Raw genomic sequence first — 18,643 nt, forward strand, 5'->3', positions numbered from 1 at the left:
AAGACGACGCCCGGCCTTCGCGGCATCGAGAAACGGGCCATCGCGGCCGGTGGGGGCGACACCCACCGGCTCACGCTCTCGGGGATGGTCATGGTCAAGGACAATCACATCGAGGAGATGGGACTCGACGACGCGATAGCACACTTCCGCGAGTCGGCGTCGTTCGCCACGAAAATCGAGGTAGAAGTGGAGCGCCCCGCCGACGGCCGCCGGGCGGCCGAAGCAGGGGCGGATATCGTGATGTTCGACAACCTCCCGGCGGCGGACGTGGAGCGCGGCGTCGAACTGCTCCCGAATGGCGTCCTCGCGGAGGCGAGCGGCGGCATCGGTATCGAGGACGTACCCGACTACGCCGGGACGGGCGTGGACGTGATTTCCATCGGCGCGCTGACCCACAGCGCGCCGTCGGTGGATTTCTCGTTCCGCACCGGCTGAGAGGGGACGAATCGCAACCGGGACGGATTTTACTCCTCGGTGATACGTATCCGTATGGACGAGAGTGACCTCGATTCGTTCGAGGCGGTCGCGGTGCGGGCGTGTGACACCGCCGGAGCGTATCTGGCTTCCGAATTCGAAACGGACTCGCTCGCGGCGGAACACGGCCCGGATGACGTGAAGGCGCTCGCCGACCGTGCGGCGGAGCGTCGCGTGCTGAACGTGTTGACCGAGGCATTCCCCGACCACGCCATCTACGCCGAGGAGTCGGGCGAGCGGTCCGGCGCGGGCGAGTATCGTTGGGTGGTGGACCCGCTCGACGGCACGAACAACTTCTGTTCCGGGATTCCGTACTTCGGTACCGCGCTCGCGCTCCTCCGGGAGGACGTGCCGGTTCTCTCGGTGGTCCGCGACCCGCTTCACGACGACACCTACGTCGCCAGACGGGGCGGCGGGGTCACGCTGAACGGCGAACCGATTCGGACCGAGAGCGACGTGGCGAGCGACCACGCGACGGTTTCGTTCGTCCTCGGATTGGACGCGGTTCGGGACGACGAACTGCGGGCGAAAGCCGACGCGTTGGAGCGGGAAATCGCCGGACGCTGCAAGCGTGTCTGGGAGAGTTGGGCACCCGCGTTGGATTGGGGCCTGCTCGCGCGCGGGAAACTCGAAGCCGTCGTCTCCGTCCACCCGGACGCGGTGGAACAGCACGCGGGGTGGTTGCTGGCGGAGGAGAGCGGCGCGCGGTTGGCGGACGACGACGACCTGTTCCTCGCGGCGGCGAGCGACGAGACCTTCGAGACGCTGCGAACGCTGTTGTGAGTAGGAAATGCCGGTGATCAACGGCCATTCTGGTTGATTATCCAACAAATATCAAAAAATCGTTATAGTTATGCAGTGCCATACCATACGTTACCACATGGCAGCCAAATCCAGTCGCTCCCCTTTCGACCGGCTACGACAGCATTACGAGGACAAGGAGCGCAAGTGCATCGAGTGCGGCTACGTCGATACGGAAGGTAACTGGCGCGTCACGAAACGAGGACGGGAAATCCACTACCGACACCTCTGCCCGCGCTGTGACGCCATCGACACGCGCATCCTCCGGTACGACTAGTTTTCCAACAGCGACTCGCCGGTCATCTCCGCCGGTTGCTGGACGCCGATGAGCGACAGGAGCGTCGGCGCGAGGTCACAGAGCGACCCGCCGCTCCGAACCATCTTTCCGTCGTCGTCGCCCTCCGGGGAGACGTAGACGAGCGGAACGGGATTGTACGTGTGCGCCGTGTGCGGGTCGTCCGGCATCCCCATGTCGTCCGCGTTGCCGTGGTCCGCGGTGATGAGGACGTGGGCACCGTGGGCTTCGAGCGTTTCCACGAGTCGTCCGAGTTGTTCGTCCACCGCTTCGACGGCTTCCACGGCGGCGTCGAAGTCCCCGGTGTGGCCCACCATGTCCGGGTTCGCGTAGTTCAGGACGAGCACGTCGGGGTCCTCCGCGTCGATGACCGAGATAGCGGTGTCCGTGACGCCTTCGGCGCTCATCTCGGGTTGCTGGTCGTAGGTCGGCACGTCGGGACTCTCGATGATGCGCCGAATCTCGCCGTCGAACTCGACCTCCCGCCCGCCGTTCAGGAAGTAGGTGACGTGGGCGTACTTCTCCGATTCCGCAAGCCGAAGCTGCGTCAGGCCGTTCTCCGAGAGCACCTCGCCCAGCGTCTCTTCGGGTTGATGAGGCGGGAACGCCACCGGCAGGTCGAACTCGGGGTCGTACTGGGTCATCGTCACGAACTCGACGTCCGGCGGGTGCGTGTCGAACGACCACACCGGGTCGATGTCCGCAATCATGCGCGTCAGCTGTCGGGCGCGGTCGGAGCGGTAGTTGAAGAACATCACCGCGTCACCGTCCTCCAGCGCGTGCCCGCCCCTCACGAGCGACGGCTTGACGAACTCGTCCGTGTCACCGCGTTCGTAGGACGCTTCCACGTCCTCCACGGCGCTTCCCTTCTCGTACTCGGCCTCCCGATTCACGATTGCGTCGTAGGTCCGCTGGGTCCGCTCCCAGTTCTGGTCGCGGTCCATCGCGTAGTAGCGCCCCGAGACGGTCGCTATCTCGCCCGTCCCCTGTTCCTCGACCACATCTTCCAGACTGGAAAGAAAGCCCGCCCCGCTCTTCGGCGGCGTGTCCCGCCCGTCCGTGAAGGCGTGCGTCGTCGCCTCGATACCGCGGTCCGCCGCGAGTTCGATGAGCGAGTAGAGGTGTTCCTGGTCCGAATGGACGCCGCCGTCGCTCACCAATCCCATGAAGTGGACGCGCCCGCCGTGTTCCTCGGCGTAGTCGAACGCGCCGTTGATGGCCTCGTTCTCGCCAAGTTCGCCGTCCGCGATGGCGTCGCTGATGCGGGTGTACTCCTGTTTGACCACGCGACCCGCGCCGATGTTGAGGTGGCCGACTTCGCTGTTACCCATCTGGCCGTCCGGGAGGCCGACCCGCCGCCCCGTCACGTCGAGCGTCCCGTACGCGCCGTCCCGCGCGAGGCGGTCGAAATTCGGCGTGTCCGCGGCCTCGATTGCGTTCCGGCCGCCGTCTTCGCTACCCAGTCCCCATCCGTCGAGCACGATGAGTCCCGCTTTCATGGGCGAACCGACGGCACCGCGGGGTAACTATTCTTCGCCTGCGTCGCTGAAACGGAGGCGTCTCCCCCCGGTCGTTTTCGGTTCGCTTCTCCCTCCGGTCGTTTTTCGGTTCACTTTCACTCCGCGTAAGAATTCCGTTAACTACGGTGGCGGTGCTGGTTGTAGTCGCTCGTTCACAGGGACGGGTGATACTATGCCCAACAGGGCACCATCAAACGGGGTTTCCGTGGCGCTCATCACCGCCGGTGCGACGATAATCGCCAATCGAAACGACGTCGGTTGGATACTCATCGTCGTGGGGGTGATACTCGCGAGGCAGAGACCGGGCGACTGACGCCGCAGGGCTATCGTTCGCCCGAAACGCATCGTTTCGTAGCGGCGGGGACGTCGGTCACGCCGAGCGTCGGCCGTCGGTTCGGAAGCGACCAGTCGTCGGTTCGGAAGCGGTCGGATTCGATTACGCGCGGGAATCGGAGAACGGTACCTTTTTTCGGGGTGGACCGGGTTGAAGCGGGCATGACACTCGACCCCGTTCACTTCGACGGCATCGCCGAACTGGCGGACAGGATTGAGTACGAAGGGGAAGAGCGCGACCATCGGGAACTCGCACGGAACGTCTGGGAGAACTACCTCGACCCGCTGTTTCACGACGGGACGGAGATACTCGAACCGCTCTCGGACCTCCGTCGGAAGCGCGCGAACATCGAGGAGTTGGCGCTCGAAGCCGACCAGTTCGGGACGATGCACGGCCTCGATTCGGGGACCATCAACCCGCAACCGTTCAAGAACGGGTTGGTGGTGGACGTGGCGCACGCCGCGATGAGTTCGTCGCCGTCGGACCTCGACCTGCACGGGTCGCGGACCATCGTCAAGGCGGTCCACACCAACGACGCGACGACGGAGTTCGGCACGGACTGGGAGTCCTACAGCGAGGGGAGCAAGCGGCGCATCGTCCACGCGCCGCGCCGGGACGACTACGAACGGGACATCGTGCACGCGCTGGCGCTGTACCGCGCCGAGAGTCGGCACGCGCTCGACCACGCCGACGACGTGTCGGACTTCCTCCTGCTGGACGGGCCGGTGTACCCGAAAGGCATCATTCGCTGGCGCGACCGCGGGTCGATACTTCCCGACCTGTTCGAGGAGTCGGACGAGGTGCGGACCATTCTGCAGAACTACGTCGAACTGGTGGAGACGTTCGCCGAACGCGACGTGCCGCTCGCGGGGTTCGTAAAGAACATCTCCGCGAAGTCCATCATCCGCACGCTTCGGGCGAAAGGGGTGAACACGCCGTGGGTACACGACGCGGCCTTCTTCTCGCAAGTCCTCGAACGCGGCGAGTACGAAAACGGGGAGTACAAGCGGTTTACCGACGACATGACCCTGACGAACTGGTTCGTCTCCCGCGCCGGGTCCGACGCCTTCTTCGGGAGCACGGAGGCCGCACGGCACGTCGAGCGAGAGTACGCGCCGGAGCAGTACGAACTGACGTTCTGCGTCGTCTACGACCCCCGGCGGCGATTGCTGTTCAAGATAGAAGCACCGCGGATCTTCACCGAGGATGAGACGTGTCGGCGGCGTATCGAGCGCCAACTCCTGAAAGAAATCGCCATCTCGAAGGGACCGCCGACGGTCATCACGAAGGCCGATTCGCTGGCGCAAATCGGTCGAAACAGCACGGACTCGCTGATAACGAGCTTCGAAAGGTCGTTCGATACCGAACTCGACCGGAACTACAACGACATCCGGTGGGGGCTCGACTACTGAAGCTCCGCTTTCTCTATCGAGAACTCCACGTCGTCCGCGTCCACGCCGATACGAGCGAACTGCGTTCTGACGTGTTCTTCCGCGGCGTCGAGGGCCTGCTCGCGGGTGTCGAACCCGCGCGGCATCGGCGTCTCGAACGCGACGTGGACCTCCTCGCCGGATACCATCTGGGCGGTGCCGCCGCTCTCGACCTGATAGAACTCGTCACAGACCCAGACGTACGGCGCGTCTTCGTCCGGCGCGCCCTTGAACGAGGGCGAGCGTTCGCCCCGCTCGTACAACGTCCCCGTAAGGGTCGTCCCGCCTGCCTCACCACGAACGAGCAACATACCCATAGATAGGCGGTGGGAGAATAAAAGGCAAGTGGGGAATTTGGTGCCAAATCACGACAATCGGGGGTAAAGACGGGGCGTTTCGCTTCGTTTCACGCTGTCGGCCAGTAACTCGCACGTCCGATCCCGTGCGAAACACGTTTCACGCACGCCCGAGATGACAGGTCCATGAGCGATTTGGGCGACTTCTCGAACTACGGGAGCGACACCGACGACTCGTCGGGGTCGGAAACGTCGTCAGGAACTGACGAGAGGCGGACAGACGAAACGAGCGCGACGGAGGCAAACGACGACTTCGACCGCATGGACCTCGACCCCATCGGCGAGGACCGCGGCCTCGGTAGTCTCGCCGTATCGGAGGGCCTCGTAATCGGCGAGGACAGCGACGACACGTGCCTCCGGGCGTACATCACCGCTCCGAACCGCGGCGACGTGCGAATCGGGAAGTACCTGCTCGTGCCGTATCCCGACGGCGAGAAGCTCTTCTGTCGCATCACGACGCTGGAGTACGCACAGGAGTTCCACAGCGACGACGCGACCGAGATTCACGCTCGGCGAGCGATGCGCAACGGGACGATAGACGAGACGGACTACAAGTTCATGGCGACGCTCGAACCCATCGCGGTCCTCTTTTCCGACGACGGCGAGCTAAAGCGGCGGATGACCGACCGCGTGCCGAAACCCGAGACGGTGGTTCGGCAGGCCAGCGACAAGCGCGAAATCAAGACTGGGCTGAAGATTCCCGAGGACGGCGTGTTCCTCGGGCACCTCTCCGTCGGGGGCGAGAAGGTTCGAACCGCCGCGGAGCCGCCGACAATCGACTACCGCGTGACGGACGATTACGACTCGGGCGACCCGCTCGTCTTCCGCCACTCGCTCGTTGCGGGCGGCACCGGGTCCGGGAAGACCCACGGCGCGAAGAACATTCTCCGGCAGTACCTCGCCGACGAACGCACGTATCCGATGGAAGACGGTCGGGACGCCCGAATGGCCGTCGTGCAGTTCGACCCGCAGGACGAGTACGCCCAGATGCACGACGACAACCCGGACGTGACGGCGAGCGACGAGCGCGCGTGGGAGCGCGAGGGCATCGCCCACGGCGGCCACGACGAGACGGTCGCCTTCGTCCCGAAGGTCGGCGGTTCGACGTACGCCGCGAGCCACCACGACGCCGAGCAAATCGAGTTCACGATACCGTTCTCGATGGTCAGGGACAACCAGTGGCTCGTCGCGGGCGCGAGTCTGAACGACAACCAGTACGGCGCGCTGACCCACCTCCTGAATCGGTTCTTCCGGAGCCACGGCGACGGCGGGACGTATCAGGAGTTCCTCTCCTACCTCGACGACCCGGCGCTCCGCGAGGAATTGGACGAAAACGGACGCGTCCACGAGGCGACGTTCGACGCGGTGAAGCGCCGCGCCCGCTCCGTGCCGAGCGGCGTGTTCGACCAGTCGGCGAAGTCCATCACCGAACTCGTTCCCCAGTTCGTTCGGTCCGGCAGGCTCTCGGTCGTGCCGACCTACCACTTGCCGTCGAGTCGGGCGAAGGAGATGGTCGTCCTCGCCGTGTCGAGCCTCCTCATCGACGAGAAGCTCTCGAACGCGCCCGAGTTCCCGACCATCAAGGAGACGCCGCTCCTCGTCGGGATGGACGAGGCGCACAACTTCCTCTCGAACGCCGACAGCGTGCAAGCCCGGAAGGTCATCGGCAAGTTCACCGACGCGGCGAAACAGGGCCGCAAGGAGCGACTCGGCCTGTTCCTCATCACGCAGGACCCGCAGGACATCGCCGAATCCGTGTTCAAGCAGATAAACACGACCGTCGTCCTCAATCTGGGCGACGAGGACGCCATCAAGAGCGTGAACATCCCGACCAGTCTGGAGAAGAAGGTGCCGTACATGGAGAAGGGTCAGATGGTCGTCTATTCGCCGGACAACTCCGAGCCGGTCGAGATTACCGGATTACCGAAATGTGTCACCCGGCACGGCCGAGACTGAATCGTTTGAGCGCGCGGAGAGACAAAACGCTATGTAACAGGAACGCGTAATATTCGATATGGGAAAGAAAATCCTCGTTCCGTTGGACGGGTCGGAACAGGCGACCGAGGCACTTTCGTACACGTTTTCTGAGTTTCCGGACGCCGATATCACCGTCATCAACGTCATCGACCCCATCGACGTCGGCTACACGTCCACGGTCGGCATGCCCGGCTATTCGGAGGAGTGGTACGAGGAGTCGAAGGAGAACGCCGCCATGCTCTTCGAGGAGGCCCAGGAGATGGCCGCCGAACACGGAACCAGCGTCTCGACGGCGACGGAAGTCGGGCAACCCGCCCAAACCATCGTGGAGTTCGGCGAGGAGTTCGACCACATCATCATGGGAAGCCACGGACGCTCGGGCGTCTCGCGCATCCTGCTCGGGTCCGTCGCCGAAACGGTCGTCAGGCGGTCGCCGGTTCCGGTGACTGTCGTTCGATGAGACGACCGCCGGAAACGGAATTTTCACAACCTCCGGAAGTCGGCCGGTGACACAGCCACCAGAAATGGAATGTTCACATCTGCCGAAAACAGCGGGTGACACAACCGCCAGTCGCTAGTACGCTCTCCGGAAAATCTTCGATTTTCCGGGCCGAGGAACCTTCGGAGTCTTGCTGAACGAAGTGAAGCAAGGCACGGAAGACCCCCGGTCTTCCGGAGGGGGTGACGTCCGCTTTTGGTGCAGATTTTTATCGAGGGTCGCGGAGCGACCCTCGCAATAAAAAGGTGCGTCAGAAGAGGTTGGCTTGTTGATACACGCTGATTCCCTCGTCCGTGATGTCGTAGGGCTTGATCTCGCGGGAGTGGTTCGCGTCCCGGATTTTCTGGATTTCGATGGCGAGTCGCGTCTCGCGGAAGTCGTCGGTGCTGCGCACGTAGCGGAGGACGAACACGGCGTCGGTGAGGTATTCGATGATGCCGTGGCGGGAAGAGTAGGGGTTCTCGTCGCTGGCTTCGCTCGTGAGCATGGTGGTCACGCCCGCTTCCTTGAGACTTCGCGTGAAGTCGTAAATCTCGTTGCGTCGGGTGGCCTGCCTTTGATACATCATTTCGAGGAGCGACACGGAGTCGAGGACGAGCCGCGACGCGCCGAAATCGCGGACGAGGCCGGGGAGTTCGCTTCGAATGCTCGACAGCGAGTTGGCCATCTCGATGGGGTCCAAGTCCACGACCGCGAGGCGGTCCTCCTCGATGTACTCGTCGTAGGGGCAGCCCTTCTCGGTCGCGCTGGCGACGATTCGGTCGTGGCTCTCTTCCAGCGTGACGTAAACCGCCTTTTCGCCGTTCGAAAGGGCGTGGTTCAGAAACTGCAGTCCGAACGTGGTTTTCCCGGTCCCCGCGTTGCCGATGGCGACCATCAGGGTTCGCTCGGGGACGCCGCCGTGGATCATACTGTCGAGGCCGTCGATGCCGATGTCGATTCGCGGGATGGCGGATTCGAACGCCTCGTCGTCGAAGCTACTGCCCGGCAGCGTCGAACCCGCCTTCGCCACCAAATCCGTCGTCGAACTCGCCACCGCCGAATTCGCCGTCGTCGAATCCGCCACCGCCGCCGAAGTCCGGTTCGCTTCCTCCATCGGCACCGGGAGCGCTGGCGAACGCGCTGGCGAAATCGTCCTCAAACAGCGGGTCGTCGCCGGTGTCCGGCGCGTCGTCGGTTGCGTTTTCGCCGGTACTCGCGGCGTCGGCCGCGCTTTCGTCGGCGTCACTGTCCGTTTCCGTTCCGTCCGCTTGCCTATCGACGGATTCTTCGGCGACGGATTCCTCGTCGGGGGATTCCTCGCCGTCGCGGAGCGCGGCCTCGAACCAATCGTCGTCGTCGCTCACGTCAGTCCCTCCGCATCGGTTTCGATTCGGCGTGAACCCCGGACCGATGACCCGGTCGTCCGCGTCCGGTTCCGAGCGACAGTTCTCATCGTCCTGTCACTGGCACCCGTCGTAAATTAATGTTCGTGTCGGCGGCTTTTTGAGCACCGGGAGAGAACGAGGCCGTGATGAACGTCGGCATCGTCGCACAGCGGGGAAACGAGCGGGCCGCGACACTCGCGGGACGGCTCCGAGAAACGCTCAGAGACGATTCCGTGGCGATTTACCTCGACGCCGCGACCGCCGAGCGGTTGGGCGTCGACGGCGTGGACGTGAGCCGGATGGCGGAAAACGACCTGGTCGTCAGCATCGGCGGCGACGGCACCTTCCTCTTTTCGGCGAGCGGTGCGGGCGGGACGCCGATACTCGGCGTCAACCTCGGCGAAGTCGGATTTCTGAACGCGGTCGCACCGGAAGACGCCGTGGCCGAAGTCGGCGCGGTCGTCGCGGAGTACCTGGAAACGGGCGAGATACCGTCCTGGGAAGTGCCCCGCCTCCGTGCGACCGGGGAGGGCGACTGGTCGGTCCACCCCGCGCTGAACGAAATCGTGATACAGGGCGCACAGCGCGGACACGGACAGGGACTCGACTACGAAGTTCACGTGGACGACGTGGAGTACAACAGCGGCCACGCTGACGGCCTGTTGGTTTCGACGCCGACTGGGAGCACCGCCTACAACCTCAGCGAAGGCGGCCCGCTGGTTCACCCCGGCGTGAACGGGTTGATACTCACCGAGATGTGCGCGTCACATCCCATGCCGCCGCTGGTGTTCGAACCGGACCACCAGGTGGTGGTCGAGGTGTCGAACGCGGACGCCGCCGTCGTCGGCAGCGACGGGACGCAAGTACGCATCGAACCGCCGGAGACGATTACCATCTCGCTCGCGTCCGAACCCGCCCGAATCGCCGGGCCGTCGCCGAACTTCTTCGAAGCCCTCGGAAAGTTAGACTGACTGCCGGAAGCGGAAGCCTCTAATTCCGTTGCTCACAAGGGAACGACAATGAAAGGGCAACTCCCAGACGTACAGGCAACGGAACCCGACGTGACCGTCGGGTTGAATCGGGTCGGCGTGACGGGGGTCGAGAAGTTGGTCGAAGTCGCCCGACCTGACAAACGACCCTACGTTCTCACCGCGGAGTTCGACGTACTCGTCGACCTCCCGAGCTGGCGGAAAGGCGCGGACATGAGCCGAAACATGGAGGTCGTGGACGAAGTGCTCGAAGACGCGGTGAGCGAACCGACCTACCGACTCGAAGACGTGTGCGGCGACGCCGCCGAGCGACTGCTCGAAAAGCACGATTACACCTCGAAAGCGGAGGTCAGCATGGAGGCGGAGTTCATGGTACGCGACACGACGCCCGAGAGCGAGCGCCCCACGCAGGCCATGGTGGACATCATCGCCAGCGCGACCGCGACAGAGGAGGAGACGACCGAAGAAATCGGGGCGCGCGTCACCGGCATGACGGTCTGTCCCTGCTCGCAGGGCATGATGAGCGGTCGTGCGAAGGAGAAACTCCTCGACCTCGGCGTCGGCGAGCGCGAAGTGAAGGAGTTCCTGCGTGAGATTCCGCAGGCGGGTCACTCCCAACGCGGCCACGCGACCCTCACCGTCGAGAGCGCGGGCGCGCCGGAGGTGGACCTCCACGAACTCATCGAGGTCGCCCGCGACTCGATGAGCGCCCGGATTTACAACCTCGCCAAGCGCCCGGACGAGGACCACATGACGTTTCAGGCGCACGCCGACGCCAAGTTCGTGGAAGACTGCGTGCGCGACATGGCCCACGGCGTCGTGGAGACGTTCCCCGACCTGCCCGACGATGCGGTCGTGACGATGAAACAGAGCAACGACGAGTCGATCCACCAACACAACGCCCACGCCGAGCGCGTGGCCGAGGTAGGCATGCTCCGCGAGGAAGTCGCCGAATCGAGCGAGTGAAGTCGGTATTGTCTTTTCGCTCGCTGTAGCGCATTTCTTTTTCGCGGCAGCGTCCGGGGTTTTGGGGTTCGTGGCTGTTCGGTATCGTGGGCGAACTCGTCCGCCGTGACCGCAACTTCCAGGGACCGTGACCGCACCGCCACCGCGGACGGACGGCCGGAACCGCACGGCCGTCCGTCCGCTCGGCCCCTGACCTCCCCGGTGCTCGGACGCCCTCGCCGTATGACTCGGGCGTCCTCACCGCGCATCCCGAAAGCGGCCGTGAAAACGGCGTTTCGCCCTCGGTTCGGTCGCTTTCGCTCGGTAGTCGTGGTCCCGACGTTCACCACTTCCGTCACTACCGAATTCGGACGCCGCCGACGTACAAGCCGTTGCAGAGGACGAACACGCCGATAGCGCCGTAGATGACGCCCGAAGTGGGAACCGTATGCGGGTCGATGGCCCAATCGATGATACTGAACCCGACGAACGCGAGGAAGAGACCGAAGAGTTGCCGACCGAGGGACCGCCGGAGGACGAGGAGTGGGCCGAACGAACGGGAGGAAGGGGACGCGGGTGTATCGGGTGACATTGTATACTGGAGGATGTGACAGTACCAAATACGTTGTGCATCAGTACGAGAGTTCGAGAGGCGCTCGAACCGCGGGATAACAGCAGTAGCGAACGCGCCCACGGCGATCCTTCTTCAGCGTTCATGCACGGAATTCCCTCGTTAGAGACCCGTCCGAAAAACGAACCTCCCGGATTGCGGGGTCGTAAGACGTATTCCATGCGACAACGAACCCGTCTTTTATGATAGGTATCGTCGGCGGGGGAATCGCCGGATTGGCCGCCGCCTACCGCCTCCAACAGCACGGCTACGACGTGCAAGTATTCGAAGCGAGCGACGACCTCGGGGGACTCGCCGCGACCTACGAGACGAACGGGGACCGCATCGAGAAGTTCTATCACCACCTCTCCGCGTCCGAACAGACCATCATCGACCTCATCGAGGAACTCGGACTGGACGACGATTTGGACTGGCCCATCGGCAAGAACGCCTACTACATGGACGGCGTGGTCCATCCCCTCGACAAGCCGTGGGAGATTCTCGCCTACCCGCACATGAGCTTCTACGACAAGTTCCGCCTCGGCATGCTCACGCAGGAAATCGACGTTCGCGGCGGGGTTCCGAAGTTCGACAGCTACGAGCGACTGGAGGACTACGAGGACGTTCCCATCAAGGACTTCCTGGTGGAACACACCTCGCGGGGCGTCTACGAGAACTTCTTCGGCCCGCTGCTGGACGCGAAGTTCGGGAGCAAAAAGGAGAAGGTGAGCGCCGCGTGGCTGCTCGGCCGCATCAAATTCCGCGGGGAGCGCGACCTGCTCCGCGGCGAACCGCTCGGCTACCTCCGCGGCGGCTTCGGACGGCTCATCGACGCGCTCGTCGAAGAAGTCGGACGAGAGAACATCACGACCGGCGTGTACGTCACGGACATCGAAGCGGAGGACGGCCACGTCACCTCCCTGACGACGGAAGCGACCGAAAGCGCCGAGGTCGCGGCCGCCGACGGCGGCACCGCGGCAGAAACGCACGACGTGGAGAGCGTCGTCGTCGCGGCGATGCCGAACGTCCTCGAAGACTTAACCGGCTACGAGTGCGACATCGACTTCCAAGGCGCGGTCTGTGCGCTCGTGACAATGGACGAACCGCTGACCGACACCTACTGGCTCAACATCGGCCACGACGCGCCGTTCGGCGCGCTCATCGAACACACCAACTACATCCCGCCGGAGCAGTACGGCGGCGACCACCTGCTCTACGTCGCCAGCTACATTCAGGACTACGAGGAGGAGTTGTGGCAACTGGACGACGACGAGGTTGAGGAACTGTGGTTGAGTCACATCGAGGAGATGTTCCCCGAGTGGGACCGCTCGTCGGTGACGAACTTCCGCCTCGCGCGCAACCCGCGCGCAGCGCCGGTGTACGAGCGCGGCTACCTCGATATGGTCGTCCCCTACGACCTCGGCGACGACATCGCGGACGGCATCTACTACGCCGGAATGGCGAGCAAGGCCCAGTATCCCGAGCGCAGTCTGAACGGCGGCATCGTCGCGGGCTACGAGTGTGCCGACCGAATTTCCGGGAAGAAAGTGGTCGTCAGTCCGGGCGATACGTAGCGATAGACGTAATGGCCATGCATACGCCGCGGTGATGGTTTTGGCCGGTCGCCGTCAGGTGGACTCATGGTGGGGACAACGCAGCTGGTGGTCGTGGGTATCGGCGCGGTGGCGAGCTTCTTCATGGCGTGGACGGTCGGTGCCGGATGGACACCGTACGCACCGGGCGTCGGCGCTCGAACCACGACGGTCATGTGGGCGGCCTTCTTCACCGGTCTGTTCGGGATACTGGGAGCGATTTTACAGGGCGCGAACGTTACGGAAGCGATTTCCGCCGGACTCATTAACGGCGTGACACTCACCCCGATTGCGGCCGTCATCGCGCTCCTCGTCGCCGCCGGACTCGTCGCCGTCGGGATATTCACGGGGTACCCGCTGGCGACGGCGTTCACGGCGACGGGCGCGGTCATCGGCGTCGGTCTGGCCCTCGGCGGGACGCCAGCCTACGCGAAATATCAGCAAATCCTGCTGCTGTGGGTCCTGACACCGTTGTTCTGTGGCGGCATCGCGTATCTCCTCGCTCGGTTGATTCGTCGCGACGACGTGCCCGACGAGTATTCGATTCCCCTGTTCGGGGCCATCGTGGGACTCGTCCTCGCGAACTCGCCGTTCACCGTCCTCGCTCCGGAGTCGGGCGGCGCGTCGATTGCGGCGGTAGCCGCGAATCGTTTACCGCTCCCGGAGTTCACCGGCGTCTCCGTGGCGACCCTGTTCGTCGCGCTCGTCATCGGCGGTTTGCTCCTGTTGGACGTTCGCGCGGACGTACGGGCGGGGCAGCGACACCTCCTGTTCGGCATCGGCGCGCTCGTCTCCTTTTCGGCGGGGGGCAGTCAGGTCGGACTCGCCGTGGGACCGCTCGCGCCGATGGTGATACCCATCGGACTCTCGCTCGCCGTCGTGTTGCTGTTCGGGGGTCTCGGGGTGATGTTCGGCGCGTGGATGGGTGCGCCGCGGATGATAAAAGCCCTCGCGCGGGACTTCTCCTCGCTCGGACCACGGCGGGCCACCGCCGCGCTCATCCCAGCGTTCGCCATCGCACAGACCGCGGTGCTGTTCGGCATCCCCGTCTCGTTCAACGAAATCGTCGTCAGCGCCATCATCGGCAGCGGCTACGCGGCAGGAGGCGGACGCATCAGCAAACGAAAGATGTCCTACACCGTCTTCGGATGGCTCGTCTCGTTGCTCCTCTCGTTCGCGCTCGCCTACGGGGCGGTTCTCGGGGTCGGAATGCTATAGTCCGACGTATCGAGGCTAACGATTCGCCGAGGAGCGTTATCTCAACCTCGAACCGGCAAGAACCTGTCGAAAACGTAGATATCCGTCGCTGACATACCTCGACGTATGGAGGAGAGTATCGCTGGCTTCAAGGAGACTGGGGACTGGGTGGCCATCGTCGAACACGGCGAGCGAATCACGAAAGCGCTCGACGAGGAGGGAATCGAGGGTCGCGACTTCGACGAGTGGAACGAGTGGCGACCAAAAGCGAGCGAGCGACTCAGGGAGGACGTGAACGAGAAGACGGCGAAACAGGCGAGTGCGGCGCGTGGCGAAGGGGAGAAGGCGGGGAAGTCGTCCACGGAAGACGCGGAAACGGCGCGCGAAGAACTCGAAGACACGGTGTCCGAACTCGCGGAGGGTGACATCGACGATGCGTTGGAAGAAGGGAAAGGCACCATCGAGTACGCGACTCGGGCGGCCGACACGGCGGGACGGAAGGCGCTTCGAACCGTCGAGGAGACGGTGTACAAACACGTCATGACGCAGGTGTCGCCAGCCTACTTCGACAACGAACTGGTGAGCGCGAACGTCGAACGCGGCCGGGGCGGAAGCCGATACACCTTCGAGGTGAACGTCAACGACGACGACCTCAAGGCCCGCGTCAGCGACCGGCTGAAGCGGTACGACGAGGAGATAGACCGCTGGCGCGGCGAAACCGAAAAGGAAACCGAGTCCGTCGAGGCCGCGGAGGGAGTCGACCCGGTGGAGTGACGGAGTTTGGTTCGTCGGTCGGGGCTCGGAACTCGACGCTACTTCTATTGATGGCCGGAGCGTGGGTGAACTGTCATGTACGACCGAATCCTCGTTCCCATCGACGGCAGCGAGGCGGCGAAAAACGCGATTCCGTACGCGCTCGACGTCGCGGAGACGTACGACGCCGCCCTCTACACGCTTTCCGTCGTAGGTACGAGCGGTGGTGGGGATGGGGAAAAACGCACGTCGATGTACGAGAAGTTCGGCCCGGAGTCGAAACAGCAGGTAGAGGCACTGCTCGACCGGGCGAGTGAGAAAGGAATCCGAACGACGGCGGGGTCCATCGCCGAAGGGAAACCGCACCGCGCGATTTTACGGTACGCCGACGAGTGGGACATCGACCTCATCGTGATGGGAACGCACGGACGAGGCGGCATTCGCTATCCGCTTCGTCGGAGCGTCACGGAGAAAGTCCTCAGGCGAGCGGACGTTCCTGTGTTGACGATTCGCTTGGACGAAGCGGAGGAGTAGGTGGACGGATTCAGGCTTCGCCTTCGTCCACGCCGACCGCATCCGAGATGTCCACGTTCTCGGGGTCGTCCTGGCCGCCGACTCGGATTTCCCCGTCGTCGCCTTGGACGTACACGTCGTCGGCGAAGCCGCCTTCCGCGAACGGGTGTTCCGGGTCGTCCAGTTTTTCGGGCGTGGACGGCGCGTCGGGCATCTCGTCGGGGGCGAACTCGCCCAGCGGGTCGGCGATGGTGATGTCGTGCTCGGCGAAGAACGTCTCGTAGCGCTCGTAGTGTTCTTCGAGTTCGTCGCTCGGGAACTCCATCATCTCCGTCCAGCCGTGGTTGTAGAAGTCGAAGTTCGACTGGATGTGCGTGATTTCGCGGGCTTCCGCCTCCGGCGCACCGGCCTGTAGGGCCGCGAGGTACGAATCCATCGTCGCGTCGAAGAAGGCGTCGAGTCGTTCCTTGCGTTCCTCTCGACGTCCCTCGTCGGCTTTTTTGAGGAAAATACCCGTGTGCATGTCCACCAGTTTCGACTTCACCACGTCGCTGACGACGGGCAGTTCGAGAGCTTTTCTCGACGCGAAGTGGCGCGCGTTCTGACGGATTTTCATACCCGTGTTTGGGACGCGACGGTCTTCAACGTCCCGACTCAGGCGTGTGTTGGCGTTTGACAGCGATATCGAGATAGCAATCCACTTTAACCCCGACGAAGAACGTCTCAGACATGAGCGAATCGTACGTGATCATCGGGGATGGCATCGCGGGCAGTTCCGCGGCCGAAACCATCCGCGAGGAAAAACCCGACGCCGACATCGCCGTCATCACAGATGAGGGCGAAGCACTGTACAATCGTATTCTCATCAAGGAATTCGCCAAAGGCAAACTCCCCGAAGCGCCCATCTCCATTCACGAACCGGAATGGTACGACGAGCGCGACATCGACCTCGAACTGAACACGTTCGTCACCGATATCGACCCGGACGCACACGAAGTCCACACCCACGCGAGCGGGACGTACACCTACGACAAACTCCTCGTCGCCACGGGCGGAACGCCGACCCAGCTTCCGGTTGACAACAGCGACGCCGACGGAATCCACCACTTCTGGACGTTTCAGGACGCCCGACGCATCGCCGAACACGCGGAAGCGGCGGACACCGGGACTGTCGTCGGTGCGGGTCTTCTCGGTATCGATCTCGCCGCCATCTGTGCCGCACAGGACGTCGAAGCCAAGTACATCATGCGCGGCAACCGCTGGTGGCGCTACGGCCTGAGCCTCGACGGTGCGGAGATCATTCACGACGCGCTCGAAGAGAAGGGCGTCGAACCCGTCCTTGAAAGCGGCGTCAACGGCTTCAAGACGGACGACGACGGCAACGTCGTCGCCACCATCGACGCGGACGACAACGAGTACGAGAGCGATTTCGTCGGCATCGCAATCGGCCTCAACTTCAACACGGAGTATCTGCAGGGCAGCGGCGTCGAGACGGACAACGGCGTCGTCGTGGACCAGTACATGCAGACGAACGTGGACGACATCTACGCCGCGGGTGACATCACGCGCTTCTACGACGTGATTCTGGACGAGTACGCCCAGAACGGGTCGTGGGGCAGCGCGAAACAGCAGGGCGTCATCGCCGCGAAGAACATGGTCGCGGACGACGAGGAAAAGGAGTTCCGGTGGGTTTCGTCGTACTCCATCACTCACTTCGACTTCCCGTTCCTCTCCTTCGGCTTCCCGACGATGGGCGACGACGAGTGCGAGGAGAAGTACAGCGAAACCGAATGGCGTCGCCTCTCGTTCAAGGACGGAAAACTCATCGGCGGCGTCCTCATCGGCGATATCGCCCCGCAGGGCAAGTACAAGGACCTCATCCGCAACGAGGTCGAGTGTGCCGACCAGAAGGAAATCCTCCTCGAGAAGGATTTCGACCCGGACAAACTCGCACCCCAGCAGGAACAGTGAGGCCGTAGTACGGAATTTTTGTCGGGGGGATTCGTCAATTGGCAGCTGCTCGGATAACGAGTAGTTCTGGTTCCCGCAACGCATCGCGGTATCGTTTCGGATGGTGGTCCTCGAACTGGGGTTCGGGTTTCGGTTCCTCGACCGTCTGCAGGTGGAAACCAGCCCCGAGAAACGAACTGATGACTTCACTTATCGGTCGGTAATACGTCGGAATATCGACTTCTGGCCACTCGTTCATCACTTTCTTGGTTTCGTAGTAGCTCTCGATTTCGAACTCGGTTCGGAGGTATCGCGGATGTATCGTGGTGACGACGAAGGTCCCGTCTGGTTCCAAGATGCGACGAAATTCCGAGAACACTGGTCGCCACTCCTCGATGTGGCTGAACACCAGATTGCTGAAGACGACGTCGAGTGAATCGTTAGCGAAGTCGAGCGGTTCGGTCAAATCCGCGCGATGGAACGTTCCCTCGTCGCCGAACTCGTCTTTTGCGTGCTGAATCGCCGTTGCGCTCACGTCCACGCCGGTAACGGTCGCGCCGTTTTCGTGGAACCACGGAACGTGATCGCCGCGGCCACACCCCGCGAGCAACACCCGGCGACCGGAAAGTTCCGGAAGTACGGTTCGCGTTGCGGGCCACGAATAGTGTCGCTGAAAATAGCTCGACCCCCACGGACTCGCGGTGCGGTCGAGGTCGTCTGCCTTCTCTGCTAAGATGTCATACCCTTCGATCGTTTGCTCGACTGGAGCGTTATCGTCTGTCTCCAAACTTTGACCTCGGACGTTCTACCGAACTAACAGTGAAATATTTTCTGCCGGTCTGTCGTTCTGACCGTGGTGCGTTCCAGCGTATCTCCGTATTGTCACGACGTGAAGGTTTAAGTACTACCACGACAGTTGGTATCATTGGCCATGCTCGGTCGGGAGAATTCGTGAAACCCAAAATAGCCGTCGAACCGGTAGATTCGATTCCGAACGACGCGCGCGTTCGACACTACGACGAACTCGAATACGACGCGAAA

19 protein-coding genes and 2 pseudogenes are annotated in these 18,643 nt (G+C 63.1%); 14 read left to right on the top strand and 7 right to left on the bottom strand.

What is annotated here, in order from left to right; genetic code table 11:
• From BG842_RS11870 to BG842_RS11880, 3 genes and pseudogenes are all read left to right on the top strand, one after another.
• Window positions 1-435 (top strand): annotated as a pseudogene (locus BG842_RS11870) (nicotinate-nucleotide diphosphorylase (carboxylating)); the annotation flags it as partial.
• A gap of 54 nt (window positions 436-489) precedes the next feature.
• Complete coding sequence (locus tag BG842_RS11875; protein ID WP_069450892.1) at window positions 490-1,257, top strand: inositol monophosphatase; 768 nt, start codon at window positions 490-492, stop codon at window positions 1,255-1,257.
• A 97-nt stretch (window positions 1,258-1,354) separates the two neighbouring features.
• Window positions 1,355-1,552: an HVO_0649 family zinc finger protein gene (locus BG842_RS11880; RefSeq protein WP_069450893.1), complete on the top strand. Its 198-nt coding sequence runs from the start codon at window positions 1,355-1,357 to the stop codon at window positions 1,550-1,552.
• Here the strand turns inward: BG842_RS11880 and gpmI are convergent.
• Window positions 1,549-3,069, bottom strand: a complete 1,521-nt coding sequence (gpmI, locus tag BG842_RS11885) for a 2,3-bisphosphoglycerate-independent phosphoglycerate mutase (protein WP_069450894.1) — start codon at window positions 3,067-3,069, stop codon at window positions 1,549-1,551. The two genes, BG842_RS11880 and gpmI, sit on opposite strands and share 4 nt — an antisense overlap.
• A gap of 193 nt (window positions 3,070-3,262) precedes the next feature.
• On the opposite strand from gpmI, the gene BG842_RS29820 reads away from it, so the two are divergent.
• Window positions 3,263-3,403 (top strand): hypothetical protein, encoded by a 141-nt coding sequence (locus BG842_RS29820; RefSeq protein ID WP_175424138.1) that lies wholly within the window; start codon window positions 3,263-3,265, stop codon window positions 3,401-3,403.
• Between the two features lie 10 nt (window positions 3,404-3,413).
• Here the strand turns inward: BG842_RS29820 and BG842_RS29825 are convergent, their stop codons facing one another.
• Window positions 3,414-3,587: a hypothetical protein gene (locus BG842_RS29825; RefSeq protein WP_175424139.1), complete on the bottom strand. Its 174-nt coding sequence runs from the start codon at window positions 3,585-3,587 to the stop codon at window positions 3,414-3,416.
• On the opposite strand from BG842_RS29825, the gene BG842_RS11890 reads away from it, so the two are divergent.
• Window positions 3,586-4,836, top strand: a complete 1,251-nt coding sequence (locus BG842_RS11890) for a DNA double-strand break repair nuclease NurA (protein WP_069450895.1) — start codon at window positions 3,586-3,588, stop codon at window positions 4,834-4,836. The genes BG842_RS29825 and BG842_RS11890 overlap by 2 nt on opposite strands.
• On the opposite strand, the gene BG842_RS11895 is transcribed toward BG842_RS11890, so the two are convergent.
• Window positions 4,830-5,165: a hypothetical protein gene (locus BG842_RS11895; RefSeq protein ID WP_069450908.1), complete on the bottom strand. Its 336-nt coding sequence runs from the start codon at window positions 5,163-5,165 to the stop codon at window positions 4,830-4,832. The genes BG842_RS11890 and BG842_RS11895 overlap by 7 nt on opposite strands.
• 171 nt (window positions 5,166-5,336) lie before the next feature.
• Between BG842_RS11895 and BG842_RS11900 the strand changes: the two genes are divergently transcribed.
• Together BG842_RS11900 and BG842_RS11905 are read left to right on the top strand one after the other, a co-directional pair.
• Window positions 5,337-7,166, top strand: coding sequence for an ATP-binding protein (locus BG842_RS11900; protein WP_069450896.1), 1,830 nt, complete (start codon window positions 5,337-5,339; stop codon window positions 7,164-7,166).
• A gap of 58 nt (window positions 7,167-7,224) precedes the next feature.
• The gene (locus BG842_RS11905) at window positions 7,225-7,647 is read left to right on the top strand and encodes a universal stress protein (RefSeq protein WP_069450897.1); all 423 of its coding nucleotides are present in this window, start codon (window positions 7,225-7,227) and stop codon (window positions 7,645-7,647) included.
• A gap of 289 nt (window positions 7,648-7,936) precedes the next feature.
• Here the strand turns inward: BG842_RS11905 and BG842_RS11910 are convergent.
• Window positions 7,937-9,032 (bottom strand): annotated as a pseudogene (locus BG842_RS11910) (KaiC domain-containing protein).
• 167 nt (window positions 9,033-9,199) lie between these two features.
• Here BG842_RS11910 and BG842_RS11915 point away from each other — a divergent pair.
• The gene (locus BG842_RS11915) at window positions 9,200-10,024 is read left to right on the top strand and encodes an NAD(+)/NADH kinase (protein WP_069450898.1); all 825 of its coding nucleotides are present in this window, start codon (window positions 9,200-9,202) and stop codon (window positions 10,022-10,024) included.
• Window positions 10,025-10,072: 48 nt separating this feature from the next.
• Complete coding sequence (gene mptA / locus BG842_RS11920; RefSeq protein WP_069450899.1) at window positions 10,073-11,008, top strand: GTP cyclohydrolase MptA; 936 nt, start codon at window positions 10,073-10,075, stop codon at window positions 11,006-11,008.
• Window positions 11,009-11,345: 337 nt separating this feature from the next.
• On the opposite strand, the gene BG842_RS11925 is transcribed toward mptA, so the two are convergent.
• A complete protein-coding gene (locus tag BG842_RS11925) occupies window positions 11,346-11,579 on the bottom strand; it encodes a hypothetical protein (RefSeq protein ID WP_069450900.1) in 234 nt (77 codons plus the stop codon).
• Window positions 11,580-11,800: 221 nt separating this feature from the next.
• Between BG842_RS11925 and BG842_RS11930 the strand changes: the two genes are divergently transcribed.
• The 4 genes from BG842_RS11930 to BG842_RS11945 all read left to right on the top strand — a co-directional run bounded on the left by BG842_RS11930 (window position 11,801) and on the right by BG842_RS11945 (window position 15,673).
• Complete coding sequence (locus BG842_RS11930) at window positions 11,801-13,171, top strand: NAD(P)/FAD-dependent oxidoreductase (protein ID WP_069450901.1); 1,371 nt, start codon at window positions 11,801-11,803, stop codon at window positions 13,169-13,171.
• A 66-nt stretch (window positions 13,172-13,237) separates the two neighbouring features.
• Window positions 13,238-14,407: an inorganic phosphate transporter gene (locus tag BG842_RS11935; protein ID WP_069450902.1), complete on the top strand. Its 1,170-nt coding sequence runs from the start codon at window positions 13,238-13,240 to the stop codon at window positions 14,405-14,407.
• 105 nt (window positions 14,408-14,512) lie between these two features.
• A complete protein-coding gene (locus BG842_RS11940) occupies window positions 14,513-15,160 on the top strand; it encodes a DUF5828 family protein (RefSeq protein WP_069450903.1) in 648 nt (215 codons plus the stop codon).
• A gap of 75 nt (window positions 15,161-15,235) precedes the next feature.
• Window positions 15,236-15,673 (top strand): universal stress protein, encoded by a 438-nt coding sequence (locus BG842_RS11945; protein WP_069450904.1) that lies wholly within the window; start codon window positions 15,236-15,238, stop codon window positions 15,671-15,673.
• Between the two features lie 10 nt (window positions 15,674-15,683).
• On the opposite strand, the gene BG842_RS11950 is transcribed toward BG842_RS11945, so the two are convergent.
• Complete coding sequence (locus BG842_RS11950; RefSeq protein ID WP_069450905.1) at window positions 15,684-16,268, bottom strand: DUF6149 family protein; 585 nt, start codon at window positions 16,266-16,268, stop codon at window positions 15,684-15,686.
• Window positions 16,269-16,381: 113 nt separating this feature from the next.
• Here BG842_RS11950 and BG842_RS11955 point away from each other — a divergent pair, with 113 nt between their 5' ends.
• Window positions 16,382-17,623: an NAD(P)/FAD-dependent oxidoreductase gene (locus BG842_RS11955; protein ID WP_069450906.1), complete on the top strand. Its 1,242-nt coding sequence runs from the start codon at window positions 16,382-16,384 to the stop codon at window positions 17,621-17,623.
• Between the two features lie 34 nt (window positions 17,624-17,657).
• Here BG842_RS11955 and BG842_RS11960 read toward each other — a convergent pair whose 3' ends face one another.
• On the bottom strand, window positions 17,658-18,389 hold the full coding sequence (locus tag BG842_RS11960; protein WP_069450907.1) for a class I SAM-dependent methyltransferase: 732 nt from the start codon (window positions 18,387-18,389) through the stop codon (window positions 17,658-17,660).
• Window positions 18,390-18,643 lie beyond the last annotated feature (254 nt).

Source organism: Haladaptatus sp. W1 (assembly GCF_001723155.1).
GTDB classification, from domain to species: Archaea; Halobacteriota; Halobacteria; order Halobacteriales; family Haladaptataceae; genus Haladaptatus; species Haladaptatus paucihalophilus.